The 19334-nt window shown below is 49.0% G+C and carries 15 protein-coding genes; 9 read left to right on the forward strand and 6 right to left on the reverse strand.

Annotation, left to right across the window (positions count from 1 at the left end; translation table 11 throughout):
- Nucleotides 1-35 precede the first annotated feature (35 nt).
- Nucleotides 36-776, forward strand: a complete 741-nt coding sequence (locus ACP7IZ_RS04375) for a bactofilin family protein (protein WP_426847997.1) — start codon at nt 36-38, stop codon at nt 774-776.
- 85 nt (nt 777-861) lie between these two features.
- On the opposite strand, the gene ACP7IZ_RS04380 is transcribed toward ACP7IZ_RS04375, so the two are convergent.
- The 5 genes from ACP7IZ_RS04380 to cysT form a co-directional block, all read right to left on the reverse strand.
- Complete coding sequence (locus ACP7IZ_RS04380; protein WP_426847998.1) at nt 862-1467, reverse strand: GcrA family cell cycle regulator; 606 nt, start codon at nt 1465-1467, stop codon at nt 862-864.
- Between the two features lie 148 nt (nt 1468-1615).
- The gene (locus tag ACP7IZ_RS04385; RefSeq protein WP_426847999.1) at nt 1616-3097 is read right to left on the reverse strand and encodes an amino acid permease; all 1482 of its coding nucleotides are present in this window, start codon (nt 3095-3097) and stop codon (nt 1616-1618) included.
- Between the two features lie 170 nt (nt 3098-3267).
- A complete protein-coding gene (locus ACP7IZ_RS04390; RefSeq protein ID WP_426848001.1) occupies nt 3268-4305 on the reverse strand; it encodes a sulfate/molybdate ABC transporter ATP-binding protein in 1038 nt (345 codons plus the stop codon).
- Nucleotides 4302-5120 carry a sulfate ABC transporter permease subunit CysW gene (gene cysW, locus ACP7IZ_RS04395; protein ID WP_150177522.1) on the reverse strand — a complete coding sequence of 273 codons (819 nt, stop codon included), beginning with the start codon at nt 5118-5120 and terminating at the stop codon, nt 4302-4304. Before cysW ends, ACP7IZ_RS04390 begins: the two co-directional genes overlap by 4 nt.
- Nucleotides 5117-5956 carry a sulfate ABC transporter permease subunit CysT gene (cysT, locus tag ACP7IZ_RS04400; protein ID WP_426848232.1) on the reverse strand — a complete coding sequence of 280 codons (840 nt, stop codon included), beginning with the start codon at nt 5954-5956 and terminating at the stop codon, nt 5117-5119. Before cysT ends, cysW begins: the two co-directional genes overlap by 4 nt.
- A 549-nt stretch (nt 5957-6505) precedes the next feature.
- Here cysT and ACP7IZ_RS04405 point away from each other — a divergent pair.
- The 3 genes from ACP7IZ_RS04405 to ACP7IZ_RS04415 all read left to right on the forward strand — a co-directional run bounded on the left by ACP7IZ_RS04405 (nt 6506) and on the right by ACP7IZ_RS04415 (nt 9662).
- Entirely contained in the window at nt 6506-6715 is a 210-nt protein-coding gene (locus ACP7IZ_RS04405; RefSeq protein WP_426848002.1) for a hypothetical protein, read from the forward strand.
- A 218-nt stretch (nt 6716-6933) separates the two neighbouring features.
- Entirely contained in the window at nt 6934-8601 is a 1668-nt protein-coding gene (locus ACP7IZ_RS04410; RefSeq protein WP_426848003.1) for an OprO/OprP family phosphate-selective porin, read from the forward strand.
- A 26-nt stretch (nt 8602-8627) separates the two neighbouring features.
- Nucleotides 8628-9662: a sulfate ABC transporter substrate-binding protein gene (locus ACP7IZ_RS04415; RefSeq protein WP_426848004.1), complete on the forward strand. Its 1035-nt coding sequence runs from the start codon at nt 8628-8630 to the stop codon at nt 9660-9662.
- Nucleotides 9663-9690: 28 nt separating this feature from the next.
- Here ACP7IZ_RS04415 and qhpR read toward each other — a convergent pair whose 3' ends face one another.
- Complete coding sequence (gene qhpR, locus ACP7IZ_RS04420; protein ID WP_426848234.1) at nt 9691-10836, reverse strand: AraC-like transcriptional regulator QhpR; 1146 nt, start codon at nt 10834-10836, stop codon at nt 9691-9693.
- A 92-nt stretch (nt 10837-10928) separates the two neighbouring features.
- Here qhpR and ACP7IZ_RS04425 point away from each other — a divergent pair, with 92 nt between their 5' ends.
- The 5 genes from ACP7IZ_RS04425 (at nt 10929) to ACP7IZ_RS04445 (ending at nt 19334) form a co-directional block, all read left to right on the forward strand.
- Nucleotides 10929-12317 carry an ethanolamine ammonia-lyase subunit EutB gene (locus tag ACP7IZ_RS04425; protein ID WP_426848005.1) on the forward strand — a complete coding sequence of 463 codons (1389 nt, stop codon included), beginning with the start codon at nt 10929-10931 and terminating at the stop codon, nt 12315-12317.
- A complete protein-coding gene (gene eutC / locus ACP7IZ_RS04430) occupies nt 12314-13099 on the forward strand; it encodes an ethanolamine ammonia-lyase subunit EutC (RefSeq protein ID WP_426848006.1) in 786 nt (261 codons plus the stop codon). The genes ACP7IZ_RS04425 and eutC overlap by 4 nt, the downstream gene beginning before the upstream one ends.
- A gap of 32 nt (nt 13100-13131) precedes the next feature.
- The gene (eat, locus tag ACP7IZ_RS04435) at nt 13132-14484 is read left to right on the forward strand and encodes an ethanolamine permease (RefSeq protein ID WP_426848007.1); all 1353 of its coding nucleotides are present in this window, start codon (nt 13132-13134) and stop codon (nt 14482-14484) included.
- A 498-nt stretch (nt 14485-14982) separates the two neighbouring features.
- Entirely contained in the window at nt 14983-16173 is a 1191-nt protein-coding gene (locus ACP7IZ_RS04440) for an efflux RND transporter periplasmic adaptor subunit (protein WP_426848008.1), read from the forward strand.
- Between the two features lie 5 nt (nt 16174-16178).
- The gene (locus ACP7IZ_RS04445; protein ID WP_426848009.1) at nt 16179-19334 is read left to right on the forward strand and encodes an efflux RND transporter permease subunit; all 3156 of its coding nucleotides are present in this window, start codon (nt 16179-16181) and stop codon (nt 19332-19334) included.

Raw genomic sequence — 19334 nt, forward strand, 5'->3', positions numbered from 1 at the left:
AATGAGCACATGGCGAGACGGTTTGATGCGGGCGGGTGCCTGAGCAGTGGGGCCCGTCCAATAGTGAACAGCCAGCAAGGCGGGGGATTTTCTTGTTTAAAAGACGTAAGCCCGAAGATAATCGGCCATCTGAGCAGTCCGGTTCCGCCAGTCAGGCGGGCGCGCAGCGTTCCGCTGGCGGGTTTGGTTCCATTTTTTCTTCTAATCCAGCGGGAACGCCAGCAAAACCTGCGCCCCGCCCTGATACAGTAAAGGAGACCTCATCCATGGGTCGTGCGCCTCTTCCTTCCGGTTCCCCTCTTCCTTCAGGTGCGGGCATGCCGCCATTTCCTGGTGCGGCCGCAGCGCGTGGTATGCCGCAGCAACCTCAGCAGCCTAAAAAGGATGAGCCGGAACAGCGCACCTTGGTGGTTGGGCGTGGCATTAGCGTGCAGGGAACCGTGCAGGATGCAGAACGCCTTGTGGTTGAAGGCACTGTTGAATCCAGCATGATTACTGCCAAGGAACTGGTGGTTAAGCCCGGTGGCCTGTTCCGCGGTGGTGTGGAAGTGGAAAATGCAGAAATTGCAGGCACCGTTGATGGCACGCTAACGGCTCGTGGTAGCCTGACATTGCAGGGTAGTGGCCGTTTGTTGGGTAAGGCTGCCTGCCATCGTCTGAAAGTTGAAGATGGCGGCCAGATTACTGGTCAGCTGGAAATGCTGAGCGGTGATTCCGCTTCCAAGCCAGCTTCTGCAACGCCGGCTCCAGAAAAGCCCGCAGCAGCCGAAGGCTGATATTACAACGCCCCTGACTTGCCCCTGAAGGCCTGTTGTATAAGGCCTTCAGGGGATGGGGTTTATTATTTTAGAAAAACAAGATTTAGGCGACGTTATCGCGCCTGTCACGCAGCCTTACATAGGCAATTTGCGCATGTTCCTCACAATACGGTTTGCCCGGTATTGGGGTGGCGCCACAAAAATGGAAGCCCGGCGTGCCTGGGTCTCCGATCGGCCAGCAGCAAGATGGGCCGCGGCGCTTTTGGGGTTCTGGATCAGAAATGCTGCGCAAAGGGGCCTTGGGCTTGCTTTTGCTGGAAGCCGCAGGCTTTTCCTTTTTTGCAGGTTTTTCTTCTGCCACAGGGGCGGCAGTTGCAGCCGGTGGAGTTGAACGGGCAGGCGTAGGTGGTGTGGCTGTCTGTTTTTCTGTTTCACTCACCGGGGCAGCTTCGGCCTGTTTTACAGGCTGGGCAGGCGTTGCCGTTTGTGCCGTAGCAGGAGTAGCTGCTGCTGGAGCTTCAGATTTCTCTGCTGTTTTGGGTTTGGCATTGCGCCGAATGGGGGATGGCCGTGGCGGCAACCCCAAACGATGCGCCTTTCCGACAACCGCATTTTTGGTGATGGAAAGACGCCTACCAATTTCTGCCGTTGAAAGACCTTCCGCCCATAATGCCTTGAGCTGGGCGATAATTTCTTCGGTCCACTCCATTTACGGCCACCTTACTATAAATATTGCATCGTTCGCGGGTAAAATACCACGCTTTCAGTCGCGGATATATTACGGTGATGCCCGTTTCATCTCAAGAAGAAAGCCTGCAAGACAGGATACACCACAAGAATAAGTTGGGTATGGGGCGTTAATCCGGCTTGTTTGAAGTGTCTGATGTTCCCAGTAAATCATCTGTCAGCGTGATGGAAGATTGTGTGGGCGGAACAAGGTGAATGGGTTTGTGGCTGAAGGTTTTCCAGCCCACAAACAGGATGATGGCCAAGATAGGAATACAGGCTACAGAGAATGATCCTGTTGGGTAATCAAACGCCATAAGTACAATGATGCTGCAAAAGAACAAAATGGTTGCCCAAGATGTAAAGGGTGCGCCTGGCATGGCAAACCCGGTGGGGGCAATACGGCCAGCATTAATGGCTTGCCGCAGCTTGATCTGGCTAAGCAGGATAAAGCACCAGGTGCTGATAATACCCAGAGAGGCCAGATTAAGAACAATTTCAAAGATTTGCGAAGGCAGTAGATAGTTCAGAAAAACGCCAACAAGGTAAATGCCCACTGTTGTCAAAATGGCGGCAGAAGGAACGGATTGCTTGCTCATGTGCGTCAGATAGCGCGGGGCTGAGCCATTAAGTGCCAGAGCGCGTAAAACGCGGCCCGTGGAATACAAGCCAGAGTTCAAGCTGGAGAGTGCTGCCGTAAGCACCACAATATTCATAATGGAATCCACGCCCGATATACCCAGATGGGAGAAAAATGTCACAAATGGGCTGGTGCCTGCCTGATAGGCAGACCAAGGCAGCAGAAGAACCAGCAGAGTAACAGTGCCAACATAAAAAATGGCAATGCGCCACATCACGTTATTGATGGCGGTGGGCAGAACGGTGCGTACATCTTGGCATTCACCAGCGGCAGTGCCGATCATTTCTATGCCTGAATAGGCAAAAATCACCCCTTGTGTGAGTGCTAACGCAGGCAAAATGCCATGGGGAAACCAGCCGCCATGCTGTGTAATCAGGTTCAAGCCTGTTGTGTGGTGATCTACGGGCACACGTAGGCCCAAAATGGCACTTCCGATCACAAGAAAGAGAACCAGAGCGACAATTTTGATAAGGGAAAACCAGAACTCCATTTCCCCAAACCATTTCACGCCAATCAGGTTCATGCCGGTTATGAGCAAGAGCGCCAGCATGGCAAATACCCATTGGGGCATGTGCGCAAAAGTTCCCCAGAAATGCATGTAAAGTGCTACGGCGGTGATATCGACAATGCCTGTCATGGCCCAGTTGAAAAAAGACATGGCGCCAGCAATGTAAGACGCCTTGGGACCTAGAAATTCTAAAGTATAGGAAACAAAGCTGCCGCTGGTGGGGCGATACATGACCAGCTCACCCAAAGCGCGCAGCATCAGAAAACAAAAAATCCCGCACACCAGATAAATAAGAGCTAATGAAGGCCCTACAGCCTGCAAGCGCCCACCCGCGCCTAAAAACAGGCCAGTACCAATAGCGCCACCAATGGAGATCATCTGGATCTGCCGTTTGTTAAGGGCGCGGTGATAACCTTCTGATGTATGTGATGGTGTTGCGTGCGGAGTAGATGTTTTGTCTGGCATACAAACATTCCATGCAGATAGAAATTCTGTATTTTCACAATAAATTGAAAATACAGAATCAATTTATACAGAAATGCAAAAGGTTATCTAAGTTCTTGCATATCAACCGTTATTTTAACGCAACATATAAAATAAGTGCTGTCAATCCAGCTTGTGGGTAGAGCTTGATCTTACAGAAGGTTTGAGAAGATTTTGCCGTGTGAAATGTCCAACCCGAACTGGTCACCTTCAGAAATTTCTGTTGGCATTGGTGTTGTAATATCAAGTGCTCTTTCGGTGGTCTGCACGGTATAATGATACAGCCCATTGGGGTTGCGGCTACGAGAAAGAATGCGCGCAGCACCTTGGCCGCTTATAAACTGCACATCGCAGGGGCGGATAAATACGGTTGTTTTTCCGTTTTTTGCAGTTACCGGAAATGGCAGCGCATCTGTATCTTCAGGGATAAACTCTCCCTCTCGTATTTCTCCTGCAAATTCGAGTGTTTCACCCAGAAACTGCATGACAAACGGTGTTTGTGGAGAGGTATTCAGGGTGTCAGCGTCAGCATCCTGCACAATACGGCCATCCTGCATGACCACAAGCCTATCAGCGATATCTAAGGCTTCTTCATGATCATGCGTAACCAGAATAGTTGTAAGCCCCAGCTTATCATGGAGCTCTCGTAACCATCGGCGGATGGTGCGGCGTACAATCGGGTCTAACGCTCCAAAGGGTTCATCTAACAAAAGCAGCTTGGGTTCTGTTGCAAGGGCGCGCGCCAGAGCAACACGTTGCCGTTGCCCACCAGAAAGTTGATCTGGGCGGGCATCCGCCAAATGCGGAAGCTGTATAAGTTCAAGCAAGTCTTGCACGCGGGCTGTAATAGCAATGCGATCTGGGCGCTGCTTGCGTGGCAGAACATCAAGCCCAAAAGAAATATTGCGCGCCACGCTCATATGTCTGAACAGCGCATAGTTCTGGAAAACAAAGCCGGTTTTGCGTTTTGGAAGATCAGAATGACCAATGGGGAGGTTATCAATTAGCAACTGCCCTTCGTATATCGGGGACAGACCACCAATCGCGCGTAGTAAAGATGTTTTGCCTGCGCCAGAAGGGCCAACCAATGCAATAAAGGCGCCGTCTTCAACTGTCAGATTGATATTATCCAAAATCTTGCGGGTGGAACCAGGAGCATATTGTGTAAAAGAGTGCAGGTTAACGCTCATGAAGGCTGTTTCCTAAAAGAATGCTCAAATATTGTGCGAAGCAAAACTGTGCTCATGGCACACAGGGCAAGAAGTGCCGCCATGCTGAAGGCAGCTACGGTTTGATATCCATTGTAAAGTGTTTCGATATGCAAGGGCATGGTTTCTGTAACACCGGGGATATGGCCTGAAACAACGGAAACAGCACCAAATTCACCAATAGCGCGGGCGGTAGTAAGCAGGATGCCAGAAAGCAGGGCCCAGCGTGCATCTGGCAGGGTGACTTGCCATAAGGTTTGCCAGAAATTTGCGCCCAGCAAAAATGCGGCTTCTTCTGCATCGCGGCCTTGCTGTTCCATATAGGGCATAAGAGTACGCGTGACGTAAGGAAACGTTACAAACAGGGTGGCCAGCACGATGCCGGGCACGGCAAAGGCAATTTGCATATTATGGGCAGCCAACCAATTACCCCACCAACCTTCCTGCCCAAACAGCAACAGCCATATGAGACCGGCAATGACGGGGGATACGCTGATAGGAAGTTCTATCAGCATGATGAGAAAGCGTTTGCCTACAAAAGAATATTTTGTCAGGCACCAAGCTGCCGCAATGCCGCCGAGTGTATTTGTTACGGTCACAATTACGGTAACAAACGCGGTTAACCGAATAGCGGAAAGGGCATCCGGTTCCAGCAATGCAGATAGGGCGGCATGAAACCCTTGCCTGAGTGCTTCTGTAAAAATGAGCACAAGTGGCAGCAGAAGCATCAGCAGCACAACAGCATAACTGCACCCGCAAAGAATAAAGCGGTTTATGGAAAAGCGTGCGGTTGTCATTTTACCTCTTCCATAACAAGCCCGCGTGAAACACGTAGGCGCAAGAAACTCACACCTCCCAAGCAAACCAAAGCGGTGAGCAGAAGCAGAACAGCAATAGTTGTTGCGCCAGAATAATCGAATTCCTGCAGGCGCATTACAATGAGCAGGGGGGCGATTTCGCTGCGGAAAGGTTGATTGCCTGCAATAAAGATAACGGAGCCATATTCACCAATACAGCGCGCAAATGCCAACCCAAAACCGCTTAATGTTGCCGGAAGAATGGCGGGTAGAATAACACGATAAAATTTCTGAAAAGGCGTTGCCCCAAGCAAGAAGGCTGCTTCTTCTACCTCTGATGGAAAATTCTGTAATACGGGTTCAATGGTGCGTACCAAAAACGGTAGGCCCACAAACATCAGGGCAATAACAATGCCGGTTGGTGTAAAAGCCACTTGTAAACCAGCATGCGCTAGAAGCTTTCCCATCCAGCCATTAGGTCCGTACAAAGTTGCAAGAGTAATGCCAGTTACAGCTGTGGGGATAGCAAAAGGCAGATCAATGCAGGCATTGATAATTTTATAACCCGGTGGACGAAGCCGCACCAATGTCCATGCCAACAGAATGCCTAACGGTAAATCAAGCAAAGCTGCAAAAAGCGCACAACCAAAGCTAACACGAAAGGCTGCAAATACCCGGGTATCATGCAGGGTTTGCAAGATAGCCGCCGTCCCATCCTGCCAAGGGCGTACTATAAGGGCCAGCAAGGGCAGAATAACAAGCAATCCTACCCATAAAAGCGTGATGCCAAAGGTAAGCGGAAAGCCGGGCAGAGTATGGCGGCGCAGGAAAAACATGGGCAAGCAGATAAATCCATCGTGGAGGCGCGTTATACATATGATTTGTTTTGAAAATGGAATATGCCATGGAGCATACTCTAGGGGTCAAACCATGCTGGGTCTTCAGAGCCTTTCCTTACGCTGAATGTTATTAAAACCTATCCTATCGCAGGAAATAACAAAATACGAAAAATATACGTGCTAAGGGTTTTCCGCGATTCTTTGGGGCAACGCCCTGTGAGATCAAAATTTTTCTAAGCGGAGAAATTTCATTAGTACATTGATTAACAACAAAAAATTAACATGCAAAAATTTTTGTTGTTAAAAAAAATAACCATTTTTTATGGTTTATTATTGCGTAGTTGTGTGTTTGCTCATAATGTCTTTCAAGCTACAACACGGCAGAATCACAAAGGGTGATATGCATGTATCCGGTTTGTTTACGAATGTGCTGTGCGGTTCGATGTCGTGCAGCCAAGGTGTCTGAAGATACGCCTGTTTTCTTTTTCTGATCTGGCCGGATAATCAGTTTGCCGGCTGGATGTTTCTTTATCCAGAGGCATTAAAATGCTGGAATCTCAGATTGTCGAAGTAAACGGTACTTTTTTGGGTACTGTTATTTTAGAAGCAGACCGTTCTACGCGTCGTTTTTATGCGGCGCATGAAAGTGTAAAATCTTTACATAACAGCAGATTTACGCAGACAGATAATCCAATATTGTCTGTTACATGTGTGTTTCGCCGTGTAGGCCAAGGGCGGGGTGGAATGCGCGCCTAAAAGCAGGTTTTCGTGTATTGCAACGGCCAAGCTTATCTATTGTGTGTATGCAGAAATAAAAACCTTTCCAAACAGTGTTTTATGTTTTGACAGGAAGGGGTACTGCAAGCTAAATAGTTCTTGGTCCGAAATAATATACGTAAAATTGTATTCAAGTAAAGTAACAAGTATTTCCCTTACGGGGTAAAAACAACCAAAAGGGTTGTTGGGGGCGCTTAATGACTGGTTCCGTTCGCTCTGGTTTTTTGCTGACAACAGCCATATCTGGTCTGTTTTTTCCGTGCGTATTGCATGCAGAAACATCGGAGTCTGAAGTTGCAGCCTTGCGGCGTGAAATGGCCATGATGCGCCGTGACATGCAGGGCGAAATTCATCGCTTGCAAATGCGTGTTGCGCGCTATGAGCATGTTGCGCAGGGTAAGGGAAATACCGCCAAGGTGGCATCTGGTGCTTCGCATCCACATCTTGTGGCAGCTGGGCCAGAAGAACCCCAGCCGGTATTTGCAGAAGAACCTTCTCGTCCTGTGCATCATGGCCCCCGCACAGGTTCAGAAGCGCATCCTGCTTTGCCGGAAGGCCCAGTTGCTTCTTGGGCAGAGTTTAAGGCTGCTTCTGCAAAGGAAGAAACAGTACATATTGGTGGCATTCAAGTTGGTTTTCCAAAAGGGCGCCCAACTATTGCTTCGGATGATAAAGCCTACGCATTTTCCATTGGCTTGTTAGCTCAGGAAGATGTGGGTGGGTTTTTTGGAATGTCTCCACGCAATGGAGAAACCAAAGGTAATTTCAATTCATTAACACAAAATGCGCGTCGTCTGCGGCTCTATCTTTCATGGCGGTATAAAGACTGGGTTGTGAACGTAACGCCAGATTTTGGGTCCAGCAGTGTTGATGGAACAGTGGGCTTGTTTGAAGCAAACCTAAACTACACAGGATTGCGGAACACAACGCTTACTGTTGGGTATTTTCAGCCGCGTATGGAAGAAGAAAGCGCGGAGCGTTCAGGCGCTTTCGAATTTTTGGAACGTCCAACTATTGTGGATCTGGTGCGTAATCTTGCTGGTGGTGTGGCACGCTTTAGTGTTGGTGGTGAGCATTACGAAAAACGTTGGCTTGTTGCTGGGTATTTTACGGGGCAGAAGTTTGGGGATCGCTCCAAGGATACCACAATCGTTGATAGTCAGACAGGCGCAGTTATCCGTGCAGCAGGTCGTCTTTATGTCTCAAAAGATATAGATGTGCATGTGGGAGCCGGAGCAACCTCTGTATTCAAGGTTAATGAAAACAGTAGTGGGCGCCAGTTGAAATTGTCAGACAATATGGAAGTGCCTTTGGGAGAAACCAGTTTGCTAACATCAGGAGCCCTTACGGATGTTGCGCAAATCTGGGCCGCTGGGCCACAGTTGGCTTTGCGTTGGAAGCGCTTTTTGCTGAAAGGCGAATATTACCATATTGGCGTACAGCGTGACCATCAAGCGCAAACGGTTCATTTACCGTCTTTGGGTTTCGATGGTTGGTATGTGGCGGCAAACTATACAATTTTGGGAACACCAAGATCTTATAGTGAGAAAACGGCAGCATTTACCACACCCGGCGTAACGTATGACTTTGATCCGGCAACCGGCCACTGGGGCGCGCTGGAAGTTAGCGGGCGTTGGAGTGTAACAGACTTGTATGGTACGGAAAATCAAGGTGGAGTAGGCATTAACGGAAACCAGCAAACAGTCTGGCAGGGTGGATTCAACTGGTATCCTAATAGGCATATCAAGGTGATGTTGGATTACGCACACTTTATTGTATCACGCTCCAAGGGCGTATCTGGTGGCGTTAATCTGTTTGGGCGCGATGGAAATGCAGTTGTTGGCCGCGTGCAGGCGGCATTCTGAAAAACTGGTTTGAAGGTCTCATAATCATGAAAAATAAAACCTTTTCTTTCTCTCGCCGTCACTTGCTTGTTGGGGCTGCGGTTTTAGGGGGCGGTGCCTTCTTGGGTGTACATGCAAAACAGGCGCAGGCTGCTTCTTTCAATCTTCTGAATGTATCCTACGACCCAACCCGTGAATTATATGCTGAAGTGGACAAGGCTTTTGCAAATACATGGCATCAGACACACCCAGAAGATAGTGTAACTGTAAAAACAGCACATGGAGGGTCTGGCGCGCAGGCGCGTTCTGTTCTGGAAGGTGTACCAGCAGATGTGGTCACATTAGGTTTAGCCTATGATATTGATTTGCTTGCACAGAAAGGCCTGATTGCTACAGATTGGCAAACACGTTTGCCGTATAATTCTACACCTTATACAAGCACAATTGTTTTTCTTGTGCGCAAGGGAAATCCGAAAAACATTAAGGATTGGCCAGATCTTGTGCGTGATGGTGTGCAGGTTATTACCCCCAACCCCAAAACTTCTGGGGGTGCACGTTGGAATTATCTGGCTGCGTGGGGATGGGCGTTGCATCAGAATAATGGTTCAGAAGATGCAGCAAAAACTTATCTCAAAAGCTTATTCAAGCATGTTCCCGTTTTGGATACTGGAGCACGCGGTGCAACAAACAGTTTCGTACAACGCCATTTAGGTGATGTTTTACTGGCGTGGGAAGATGAAGCATTGATGGCGGCGCGTGATATTGGGCCAGATCAGTTTGATATTGTCGTACCCTCACAAACTATTCTTGCAGAACCTCCTGTTTCTTTGGTGGATAAAAATGTGAAGGCACATGGTACAGAAGCTGTTGCCAAAGCATATCTGGAGTTTTTGTTTAGTCCGGAAGGACAAAAAATTGGTGCCAAACATTATTTCCGTCCGGTAGATCCGGCAGTGTTGGCGGACTATGGTCAGGTGTTTCCAAAGGTGGAAACATTTGATGTCGCAAGTCTTGGTGGATGGACAAAGCTACAAAAAGACCATTTCTCAAACGGCGGTATTTTTGATAGCCTTTATAGATAGATAATTATCTATAAAGTATTTTTTGATATTAGATGAGGGATGGCGCTGGCATGTATTGCTGGCGCCATGTTCGTGGGGAAACACCGCTCCATTTACGGAATGCTCTGCTGAACGCACTGGTTTCAGAATATCCCAGTAGTCTGGCAATCTGGCTGATATCATTTTCTGGCTGTTGTAGAAAAACACATGCCTGTTTATAGCGCGTAGTTTCTACCAGATCAGAATAAGATATTCCAAGATCTGCAAGCCTTCTTTGCAAAGTCCAAACCGGCATGTTCATGCGCGTAGATAATTGGGTTAGATGGCCGCCTTCTGGTAAAATTTCTTCAAGCGCTAACAAAACATGTTCTTTAAAAGACATGTGCGGATGAGGTGCGCTGTATCCGTTGCGAGCGAGTGAGATAAGAGACGCTTTTACAATTTCCAGCGTATGCGGTTGTGCGTCTGGCATTGCGCATTCCAAACCAACATCACGGAAAATAAGAGCATTGGTCGGGCGGTCAAAGTGGATAGCTGCCTGAAAGGCATCTTGGTGCTCGTGCGCCTGTTCAGGTTGCGCATGTGCAAAATACACTTCTTCTGGTTGCCATGCTGGCCCTAAAGCATAGCGCAGCACATTGCAAAACATGCCGAGTGTAAGTTCTGCATCTTGCCGTCGTTCTGTAATGGTTGGGTCTGTAATAGCGTATTCAAGCCGCAATAGGTTACCCTGCCGCACAAGGCGTGTGTGCGTGCAGCTTTGATGATAAATAAAATGCGTTGCAAGGTTATGAATGGCTTCTTTTACCGTGGGTGAAAGAAGCGCCACAAACCCGATTAACCCCAATGTTTGTGGTTGAAACTGCTGCCCAAACCATAGTCCCAGATTACCGTTCTGGGTTTCCTTTGCGGCTTCAGTAAACAGGCGGCAATATGCGTTCAGGTTCAGCATATCCGTGGGCAAGGCTAATTTGCCCGGTGCTAACCCTGCGCGGCCAGCAATGCGGTCAATATCTCCCCCATGGCTTGTAATAAAGCCTTCTGCGCCAGAAGCAGCGGCAGCCATAACACCAGAGGCAGAAAAGGCGGGCAGGGGAGACATTGCAATCCTTTGTCTAAAGCGAGAGTGTGATCTGCAGCCTGCTTTGTTATGAAATGTTAAAAATATGTACCGAGCAGTCAAGTCGCAAATCATTTCCATATGATATCATTCCGAAGTAGATATGATTTCAATGCATGCAGAAAGCGAGTCCTATCTCTTTCGCGTGTAGCTAAGGAGTTCCTTCAATGGTGTATCGTTGCACTCTGGGGGGTGAGACATACAGCTTCGATGATCTGAAAACGTTGCTGGCAGTTGCATCATCCGAACGCTCGGGAGACCAGTTGGCCGGTGTTGCGGCGCAGTCGGATGTGCAGCGCATAGCCGCACGTTATGCCTTGGCTGATCTACCATTGCAGACCTTTTTGGACGTTGCGCTCGTTCCGTATGAGGAAGATGAGGTAACGCGCCTTATTATGGATACGCATGATAAGGCGGCCTTTGCACCGCTTGCACATATGACAGTCGGTCAGTTTCGGGATTGGCTGCTCTCGCACGAAGCTGATACCGCAACACTTGCTGCTGTTGCACCGGGTATCACGCCAGAAATGGCTGCGGCAGTTAGTAAACTGATGCGTAATCAGGATTTAATGAGCGTAGCGCGCAAAATTCGTGTGATCACAGGCTTTAGAAATACCATTGGTTTAGAAGGATGTTTGTCTTCTCGCTTGCAACCTAATCACCCTACGGATGATCTTAAAGGAATTGCTGCATCAACACTGGATGGTTTGCTGTACGGTATGGGTGATGCTGTTATTGGCATTAACCCAGCTACAGATAGTGTAGCAAATGGCATGGCTTTGCTGGATATGTTGGATCATGCGCGCCAGCGCTATGATATTCCGACCCAGACCTGTGTGCTCACGCATGTAACCAATACATTGGAAATCATGAATAAGGGCGGAGCAGTAGATCTGGTTTTTCAATCTATTGCGGGTACACAAAAGGCCAATGAAGGATTTGGAATTAACCTTTCCATTCTGGCAGAAGCGCAAGATGCTGCGGTAGGGCTTAAACGTGGTACGGTTGGCCAGAATGTCATGTATTTTGAGACGGGCCAGGGGGCGGCTCTTTCAGCCAATGCACATCATGGTATGGATCAGCAAACAGCAGAGGCGCGGGCTTATGCTGTTGCGCGTGCGTATAATCCCTTGCTGGTAAACACAGTTGTTGGATTTATCGGCCCTGAATATTTGTATGATGGTAAGCAGATTATCCGTGCCGGTTTGGAAGACCATTTCTGTGCCAAGCTGTTAGGTGTGCCAATGGGGTGTGATGCCTGTTACACTAACCATGCTGAGGCAGATCAGGATGATATGGATAACCTGATGGTGCTGCTTGGCGCAGCGGGTATTACCTTTCTGATAGGTGTGCCAGGTGCTGATGATGTGATGCTGAATTATCAGAGTCTTTCGTTTCATGACATTCTGACATTACGCAACTTGTTAGGGCTAAAGCCTGCTCCAGAATTTGCGGCATGGTTGGAGCAAATGGAACTGTATGACGGCAAGCACAATCGCATGCGGGAACTAGCGCCGGGGCAAACCCGCCTTGGGCAGTTGGTTGGTGCAGTATGATAGATAAAAAACTGCTTTCTACGGGACCATCCATTCCAGAAAAACGTGATGACTGGCAAGATTTGCGCCAGTTTACGCGGGCTAGAATTGGCTTGAGTCGTTCAGGAAATGCACAATGCACAAAAGATGTTTTGGCGTTTCAGGAATCGCATTCCAAGGCTCGGGATGCTGTGCATATTCCTTTGGATATTGCTCATTTACAGGCAGAAATGGGAGATGCGCCAGTTATCTGCGTTTCCAGCCAAGCACCAGATCGGCAAACTTATTTGCGCCGTCCAGATCTAGGGCGCAAGCTGAACGGCGCATCACTTGAGGTTTTGCCTCATGAAGGCTGGGATGTTGTCTTTGTTGCGGCAGATGGACTGTCTTCTATCGCAACACAGAAAGAAGCCCTGCCGCTGTATAGGGCGATGTGCAAACGGTTGGTGGGGTGGCGTATTGCACCTTTGGTTGTGGCAACGCAAAGCAGAGTAGCTTTGGGTGATGAAATTGCCCAGAAAATGGGCGCAAAAATTGTTGTCATGATGATTGGGGAGCGCCCCGGCCTAAGTGTTGCCGACAGTATGGGGGTGTATCTGACATACGCGCCTTATGTAGGCTGTCCAGATTCTTCCAGAAACTGTCTCTCAAATATTCATACATATGGCCTTTCTACGTCTGCCGCGGCTGACAAACTCACCTGGTTGATGCAGGAAGCCATGCGTTTGAAAGAAACAGGAATTGGTTTGAAAGATTCTTCCCCAGAGAATGGAATAATCGAAAATACACCGAAAATTTCTTGATAATTCTCTGACACAAAAGGATGTACTGAAGCATGGGTGAGGGTTCAACGCATCTCAACAAATCTCTAAGCACGTTCCATCTATGGGGTATTGCTGTTGGTCTGGTTATTTCCGGGGAGTATTTTGGCTGGAGCTATGGCTGGGGTACCGCTGGAACTTTAGGGTTTTTGGTCGCCACAGTTTTTGTGGCGATTATGTACACGGCTTTTATCTTTAGTTTTACAGAACTCACCTGTGCCATCCCGCATGCTGGTGGCCCATTTGCTTATAGTTTTCGTGCATTGGGGCGTTGGGGTGGTTTGTTAGCAGGGCTTGCCACGCTGGTTGAATTTATTTTTGCACCACCAGCTATTGCGTTGGCTATTGGCGCGTACCTGAATGTGCAGTTTCCAAACCTCTCCCCTAAAGTTGCGGCGTTGGGGGCGTATTTGGTGTTCATGACACTAAATATTGTGGGGGTGCATATTGCTGCTACATTTGAACTGTTTGTAACAATAGCTGCCATTATAGAGCTTCTTGTATTTATGGGGGTCGTGGCACCAGCCTTTTCATGGCATAATTTTCTGCAGAATGGCTGGGGCGTTGCACCGCATTTTGGCTGGACAGCTATGGGCGGTATTTTTGCAGCCATTCCATTTGCTATTTGGTTCTTTCTGGCCATTGAAGGCGTGGCCATGGCAGCAGAGGAAGCAAAAGATCCGCGCCGTTCCATTCCCATTGCTTATATTGCAGGTGTGCTTACGCTTGTTTCATTGGCGTTTGGTGTCATGCTTTTTGCTGGCGGTGTTGGGGATTGGCATACGCTTGCCAACCTGAATGATCCTTTGCCGCAAGCCATGAAGGCCGTTGTGGGCAGCAACAGCGGATGGTTGCACATGTTGGTGTGGCTGGGGCTGTTTGGTCTGGTTGCCTCCTTGCATGGTATTATCATGGGGTATGGTCGGCAGATCTTTGCTTTGGCGCGTGCAGGGTTCTTGCCTGCTGTGTTGGGCAAACTGCATCCACGTTTCAAAACGCCTTATACAGCCACGCTGGCTGGTGGCAGTATCGGGATTGCAGCTATCTTTTCGGATGACATTATCTCTATCAATGGGCAGTCTTTAACGGCCACACTGGTTACGATGTCTGTGTTTGGCGCTTTGACCATGTATCTGCTGAGTATGATCAGCTTGTTTCGTTTGCGCTTGCAAGAACCCGCTTTGTCTCGTCCTTATCGGGCACCGTTGTATCCGGTTTTGCCAGCTATTGCGTTGCTTGGCGCCATTATTTCACTTGTGGCGGTTATTTATTATAATCTTACGATATTTTTCATATATGTTGGGTTTATCGCGGTTATTACGTGTCTTTTCATGGCGTTTTCGCGTAAATCACAATCAAGCATTTAATGCTGCTAGAGATTATACAATAAAGCATTGTTAGATTAGATTTTATTGGCCATTTACTATTGTGTTATAACGTTTGAGTATATTCAGGCGTTATAACACATTTATTTTTTAATCACTTTATTCTTGCGTAAATGAGAATGTAAATGCATCTCAAGCCTTGCATGTGGTGTCATGCAAAGGCATATAATCACGCAAAAGTGATCATGACACGACAAGATACAGACTGCTATGCCAGAAGTTCCTAGAGCCCGGTAGGATTGTTGCGTTTCAGGCAAGCCAGATATGAATATAGTGTTTGACAAGCCGCAAATTTATGCAAGAAACAGGACTAAAATGATCTTGTTTATGCGGCTTTGAATTGCATTCTGAATGGCTTGCATTGTTCAGGTAAAACATGTGGTTTTTTGCAGGTACAGGGTGAGTAAGATGTTATTTTAAAACAGTATCTGCAGATGTTGGAGCAACGATTATTTCAAAATTTCTTAAAAGGATTCCCTGATGAAGCGGGAAGTCAGTAGTTTAACCCATGCTGCTGTTGTGGGTGTGCTTATAGGGCTGTCAGGATGCGATCAAAAGGCATCTGCCCCTGAAATGCCGCCGCAAAGTGTGCAGATTCAGGTTATGAAAAAGCAGTCTGTTGCGGTGCATACCTCTCTTCCCGGTCGTACGGATGCTTTTGAAATTGCACAGGTTCGCCCACAGGTTACAGGTGTTATTGAAAAACGGTTGTTCCGCGAAGGTGCGGATGTTGTTGCAGGCCAGCAGCTGTACCAGATTGATCCTTCACGTTATAAAGCAGTGTATGATACAGCACGTGGGCAGTTGGCAGAAGCTCAGGCTGCCGAGGTTACGGCGCGCGCTAAGCTGAACCGCTACCGTGGGCTTGTGCAGTCTCATGCTATTAGCCAGCAGGACTACGATGATGCCCTGGCAGCGGAAAAGGAAGCACAAGGGCGTATCCTAAACGCGCAGGGGCAGGTAGAAAGCGCACAGGTGAATCTGGGCTATACAAAAATGTATGCGCCCATTTCTGGCCGGATCAGCCGTACGCTGATAACCGTTGGTGCGTTGGTTACCGCAAACCAGACAGATAATACGGCCATTATCACGCGGCTGGACCCCATATATGTTGACGTTAACCTGCCTGCCATCACGCTGTTGCGCCTTAAGCGCGAACTGGCGGAAGGACGTATTCAACGGCAGGAAGATGGTAAGGTTCCGGTACAGGTTACGCTGGAAGATGGCTCTGTATATGAACACACAGGCCAGATGGCGCTTTCTGAAGTAAACGTGGATACGGCTACGGCCACTGTTATCGTACGCGCTATTATGCCCAACCCAGATAAGCTGTTGCTTCCCGGTATGTACGTACACGCTCAGTTGGATGAGGGCGTGGACCCCGCAGCGCTTGTTGTGCCGCAAGATGCCGTAACCCGTAACACACATGGGGACCCGCAGGTGTGGGTGGTGAAGCCCGATAACACGGTCGATTTACGCCAGATCACCACAGGGCAAACCGTTGGCACCAATTGGATTGTGACATCCGGGCTAAAGGAAGGCGAACGCATTGTTGTGGAAGGGCTGCAGAAAGTTACGCCCGGAGCCAAGGTTGATCCGCACGAAGAAGCATCTCAGCCAGCAGCCAATGCCACCAGCCCCGTAGATCAGAACTCTCAAAAGAGCCAGTAACCAGCATGAGCCTTTCACGCTTCTTTATTGATCGGCCAATTTTTGCGTGGGTGATCAGTCTTATTATTATGCTGGTTGGGGGGCTGTCTATTTTCCGGCTGCCTATTTCCCAGTACCCCAGTATTGCGCCGCCGCAAATTGCCATCAGTGTAACGTATCCGGGTGCTTCGGCTGATACGGTGAACGATACTGTTGTACGCCCGATCTTGCAGCAGATGTTCGGGCTGGATCATCTGGAATATATTTCTGCGCAGTCTTACGCATCGGGCCAGATGGAAATTGATCTGACCTTTGCACAGGGGACAGATCCAGACATTGCTCAGGTGCAGGTTCAGAACAAGCTTCAGCTTGCCCAGCCAAAATTGCCAACAGAAGTGACTGCTCAGGGTTTGAGCATTACCAAGGCGGTTAAGAACTTCATGCTTGTGGTGGCCTTTATTTCCACCGATGGCAGCATGAACGGCGGCGATATTGCAGATTATGTGGCGTCTAATATTTCCGACCCGCTCAGCCGTGTTTCCGGTGTGGGTGATCATACGCTGTTTGGTTCTGAATACTCCATGCGTATCTGGATGGATCCGGCCAAGCTGTTCAACTATGGTCTGACCGTAAGAGATGTTGAAACCGCCATTCAGACCCAGAATATCCAGCTTTCATCGGGTGAGCTTGGTGGTTTGCCTGCAACCAAAGGCATTCGGCTGGATGCCACTATTATTGGCCCGCAGCGCCTGACATCTCCAGAAGAGTTTGAAAGAATTCTGCTGAAAGTGCAGCCCGATGGTTCTCAGGTGCGTATCCGGGACATTGCCAAGGTTGAACTTGGGCCGCAGACCTACAACACCAACTCCTATTATAATAACATGCCGGCTTCTGGCATGGCGCTTAAGCTGGCGCCGGGTGCAAACCAGATTGCAACAGAAGCCGCAGTGCGTGCCCAGTTGCATGAGTTGGAGCAGTTTTTCCCGCCGGGTTTGAAAACCGTTTATCCGCTGGATACCGAGCCGTTTATTACCCTTTCTATTGGGGAAGTGGTTGAAACGCTGCTGGAAGCCATTGGCCTTGTCTTTTTGGTCATGCTGGTGTTTTTGCAGAACTTCCGCGCCACGCTTATTCCCACCATTGCAGTGCCTGTTGTGCTGCTGGGTACGTTCGGGCTGCTGAATCTTTTGGGCTATTCCATCAACACACTTACCATGCTGGCCATGGTGCTGGCTGTTGGCCTGCTGGTGGATGATGCCATTGTGGTGGTGGAAAACGTTGAACGTGTGATGACGGAAAAGCAGCTTTCCCCGCGTGAGGCTGCCCGTGTTTCCATGGATGAAATCTCTGGCGCGCTTGTAGGTATTGTGCTGGTTCTGTCAGCTGTTTTCCTGCCTATGGCTGCGTTTTCTGGTTCTGTCGGGGTTATTTATCGGCAGTTTTCTATCACCATTGTTGCGGCCATGTGGCTTTCTGTGTTGGTAGCTATGGTGCTTACGCCTGCCCTGTGCGCCACTATGCTCAAACCCGGTCAGCATGAAAAAACCAAAGGTCTGGCTGGGTGGTTTAATCGCCATTTTACAAGGCTGACCAATGGTTATCTTGGTGGTGTAAACTACCTTTTGCGGCATTTTATGCTGGCAATGGGGGCTTTTGTTCTTATTACAGCGGCTGTGGTTGTTCTGTTCCTTCGGGTTCCCGGTGGCTTTTTGCCGGATGAAGATCAGGGGCTGATTTTTGGGCAGATCACCATGCCGCCCAATGCCCCCATGGAAAAAACAGCCGAGATTAATCATGCTGTTGCAGACTATATTCTTAAGACGGAAGCAGATTCTGTTGAATCCGTTTATTCTGTAAACGGCTTTAACTTTGCCGGGCAGGGCCAGAACTCTGGCGCGTTCTTTATCCGTTTGAAGGATTGGTCTGTCCGCCCGAAAGCATCACAATCTTCTGCTGCAATTGCCATGCGGATTATGATGCACTTTTGGGGCAGCCCTAAAGCACAGATTCTGGCCTTTAACCCGCCAGCAGTTCTGGAATTGGGGAACGCAACAGGCTTTGACCTTGAGTTGGAAGACCGTGCGCATCTAGGCCACCAAAAACTGCTGGAAGCCCGTAACATGGTGCTGGGCCTGGCTGCTCAGGACCCCAGCCTGTTGGCTGTGCGCCCAAATGGTATGGAAGATGCTGGCCAGTACCATCTGGATATTGACCGGGAAAAAGCAAACGCTCTGGGTGTGACTATTGATGATATCAATACCACTATTGAAGGGGCGTTGGGCTCTATTTACGTCAACCAGTTTACGCGCAATGACCGTGTAAAGCAGGTATATATCCAAGGTGTTGCCAGTTCCCGCATGCAGCCGCAGGATCTGGACAAATGGTATATCCGAAACTTTACGAACACGTTGGTGCCGCTGAATGCTTTTGTAAGCGCCCACTGGATTTCTGGTCCGCAGAAGGTTGAAAACTATAATAGCTTCAACGCTTTTGAAATTCTGGGCCAACCGGCTGCGGGGTATAGCTCCGGCCAGGCGCTGGCGACAATTACCAATATTCTGAAAAAACTGCCCGCAGGCATCGGGTATGAATGGACGGGTCTGTCTTTTGAGCAGAATGCGTCTGGGTCTTCTACAGGGCCACTTTATGCTCTGGCCATGATTGTTATTCTGCTGTGTCTGGCCGCATTGTACGAAAGCTGGGCCATTCCGCTGGCGGTTCTGCTGGTTATTCCGCTGGGGGTTGTTGGCGCAATTATTGCAACATTAATGCGCGGCTTAGCGAACGACGTTTATTTTCAGGTGGGGCTGCTCACAACGGTTGGGCTGGCAGTTAAGAACGCCATTCTGATTGTTGAATTTGCCAAAATGGGCTTTGAGCAAGGCAAAACCTTGGAAGAGGCTGTTCTAACGGCTGCGCGGGAACGCCTGCGCCCCATTTTGATGACATCCATTGCCTTTGTGGTGGGGGTATTTCCGCTGGCTATCGCATCAGGGGCGGGGTCTGCCGCGCGTGTTGCTATTGGCACGGCTGTAGTGGGTGGTATGGCTTCGGCAACGTTGCTGGCTGTTTATTTTGTGCCTGTGTTCTTTGTGGTTGTTCTTCGGCTTTTCAAGGTGAAGCGCATCAACGAACGCACGGACCCGCATGCCCAGATTATGAATTCTGACGGACACGAGTAA

This window comes from Acetobacter sp. AAB5 (assembly GCF_050106715.1).
Taxonomy (GTDB): domain Bacteria; phylum Pseudomonadota; class Alphaproteobacteria; order Acetobacterales; family Acetobacteraceae; genus Acetobacter; species Acetobacter oryzifermentans.

What these genes read in the sequence shown, in the direction of transcription:
- ACP7IZ_RS04380 (WP_426847998.1), bottom strand. Translation starts at nt 1,467, where the DNA reads ATGGAGTGGACCGAAGAAATTATCGCCCAGCTCAAGGCATTATGGGCG.
- ACP7IZ_RS04385 (WP_426847999.1), bottom strand. Translation starts at nt 3,097, where the DNA reads ATGCCAGACAAAACATCTACTCCGCACGCAACACCATCACATACATCA.
- ACP7IZ_RS04390 (WP_426848001.1), bottom strand. Translation starts at nt 4,305, where the DNA reads ATGAGCGTTAACCTGCACTCTTTTACACAATATGCTCCTGGTTCCACC.
- cysW (WP_150177522.1), bottom strand. Translation starts at nt 5,120, where the DNA reads ATGACAACCGCACGCTTTTCCATAAACCGCTTTATTCTTTGCGGGTGC.
- cysT (WP_426848232.1), bottom strand. Translation starts at nt 5,956, where the DNA reads ATGTTTTTCCTGCGCCGCCATACTCTGCCCGGCTTTCCGCTTACCTTT.
- ACP7IZ_RS04405 (WP_426848002.1), top strand. Translation starts at nt 6,506, where the DNA reads ATGCTGGAATCTCAGATTGTCGAAGTAAACGGTACTTTTTTGGGTACT.
- ACP7IZ_RS04410 (WP_426848003.1), top strand. Translation starts at nt 6,934, where the DNA reads ATGACTGGTTCCGTTCGCTCTGGTTTTTTGCTGACAACAGCCATATCT.
- ACP7IZ_RS04415 (WP_426848004.1), top strand. Translation starts at nt 8,628, where the DNA reads ATGAAAAATAAAACCTTTTCTTTCTCTCGCCGTCACTTGCTTGTTGGG.
- qhpR (WP_426848234.1), bottom strand. Translation starts at nt 10,836, where the DNA reads ATGATTTGCGACTTGACTGCTCGGTACATATTTTTAACATTTCATAAC.
- ACP7IZ_RS04425 (WP_426848005.1), top strand. Translation starts at nt 10,929, where the DNA reads ATGGTGTATCGTTGCACTCTGGGGGGTGAGACATACAGCTTCGATGAT.
- eutC (WP_426848006.1), top strand. Translation starts at nt 12,314, where the DNA reads ATGATAGATAAAAAACTGCTTTCTACGGGACCATCCATTCCAGAAAAA.
- eat (WP_426848007.1), top strand. Translation starts at nt 13,132, where the DNA reads ATGGGTGAGGGTTCAACGCATCTCAACAAATCTCTAAGCACGTTCCAT.
- ACP7IZ_RS04440 (WP_426848008.1), top strand. Translation starts at nt 14,983, where the DNA reads ATGAAGCGGGAAGTCAGTAGTTTAACCCATGCTGCTGTTGTGGGTGTG.
- ACP7IZ_RS04445 (WP_426848009.1), top strand. Translation starts at nt 16,179, where the DNA reads ATGAGCCTTTCACGCTTCTTTATTGATCGGCCAATTTTTGCGTGGGTG.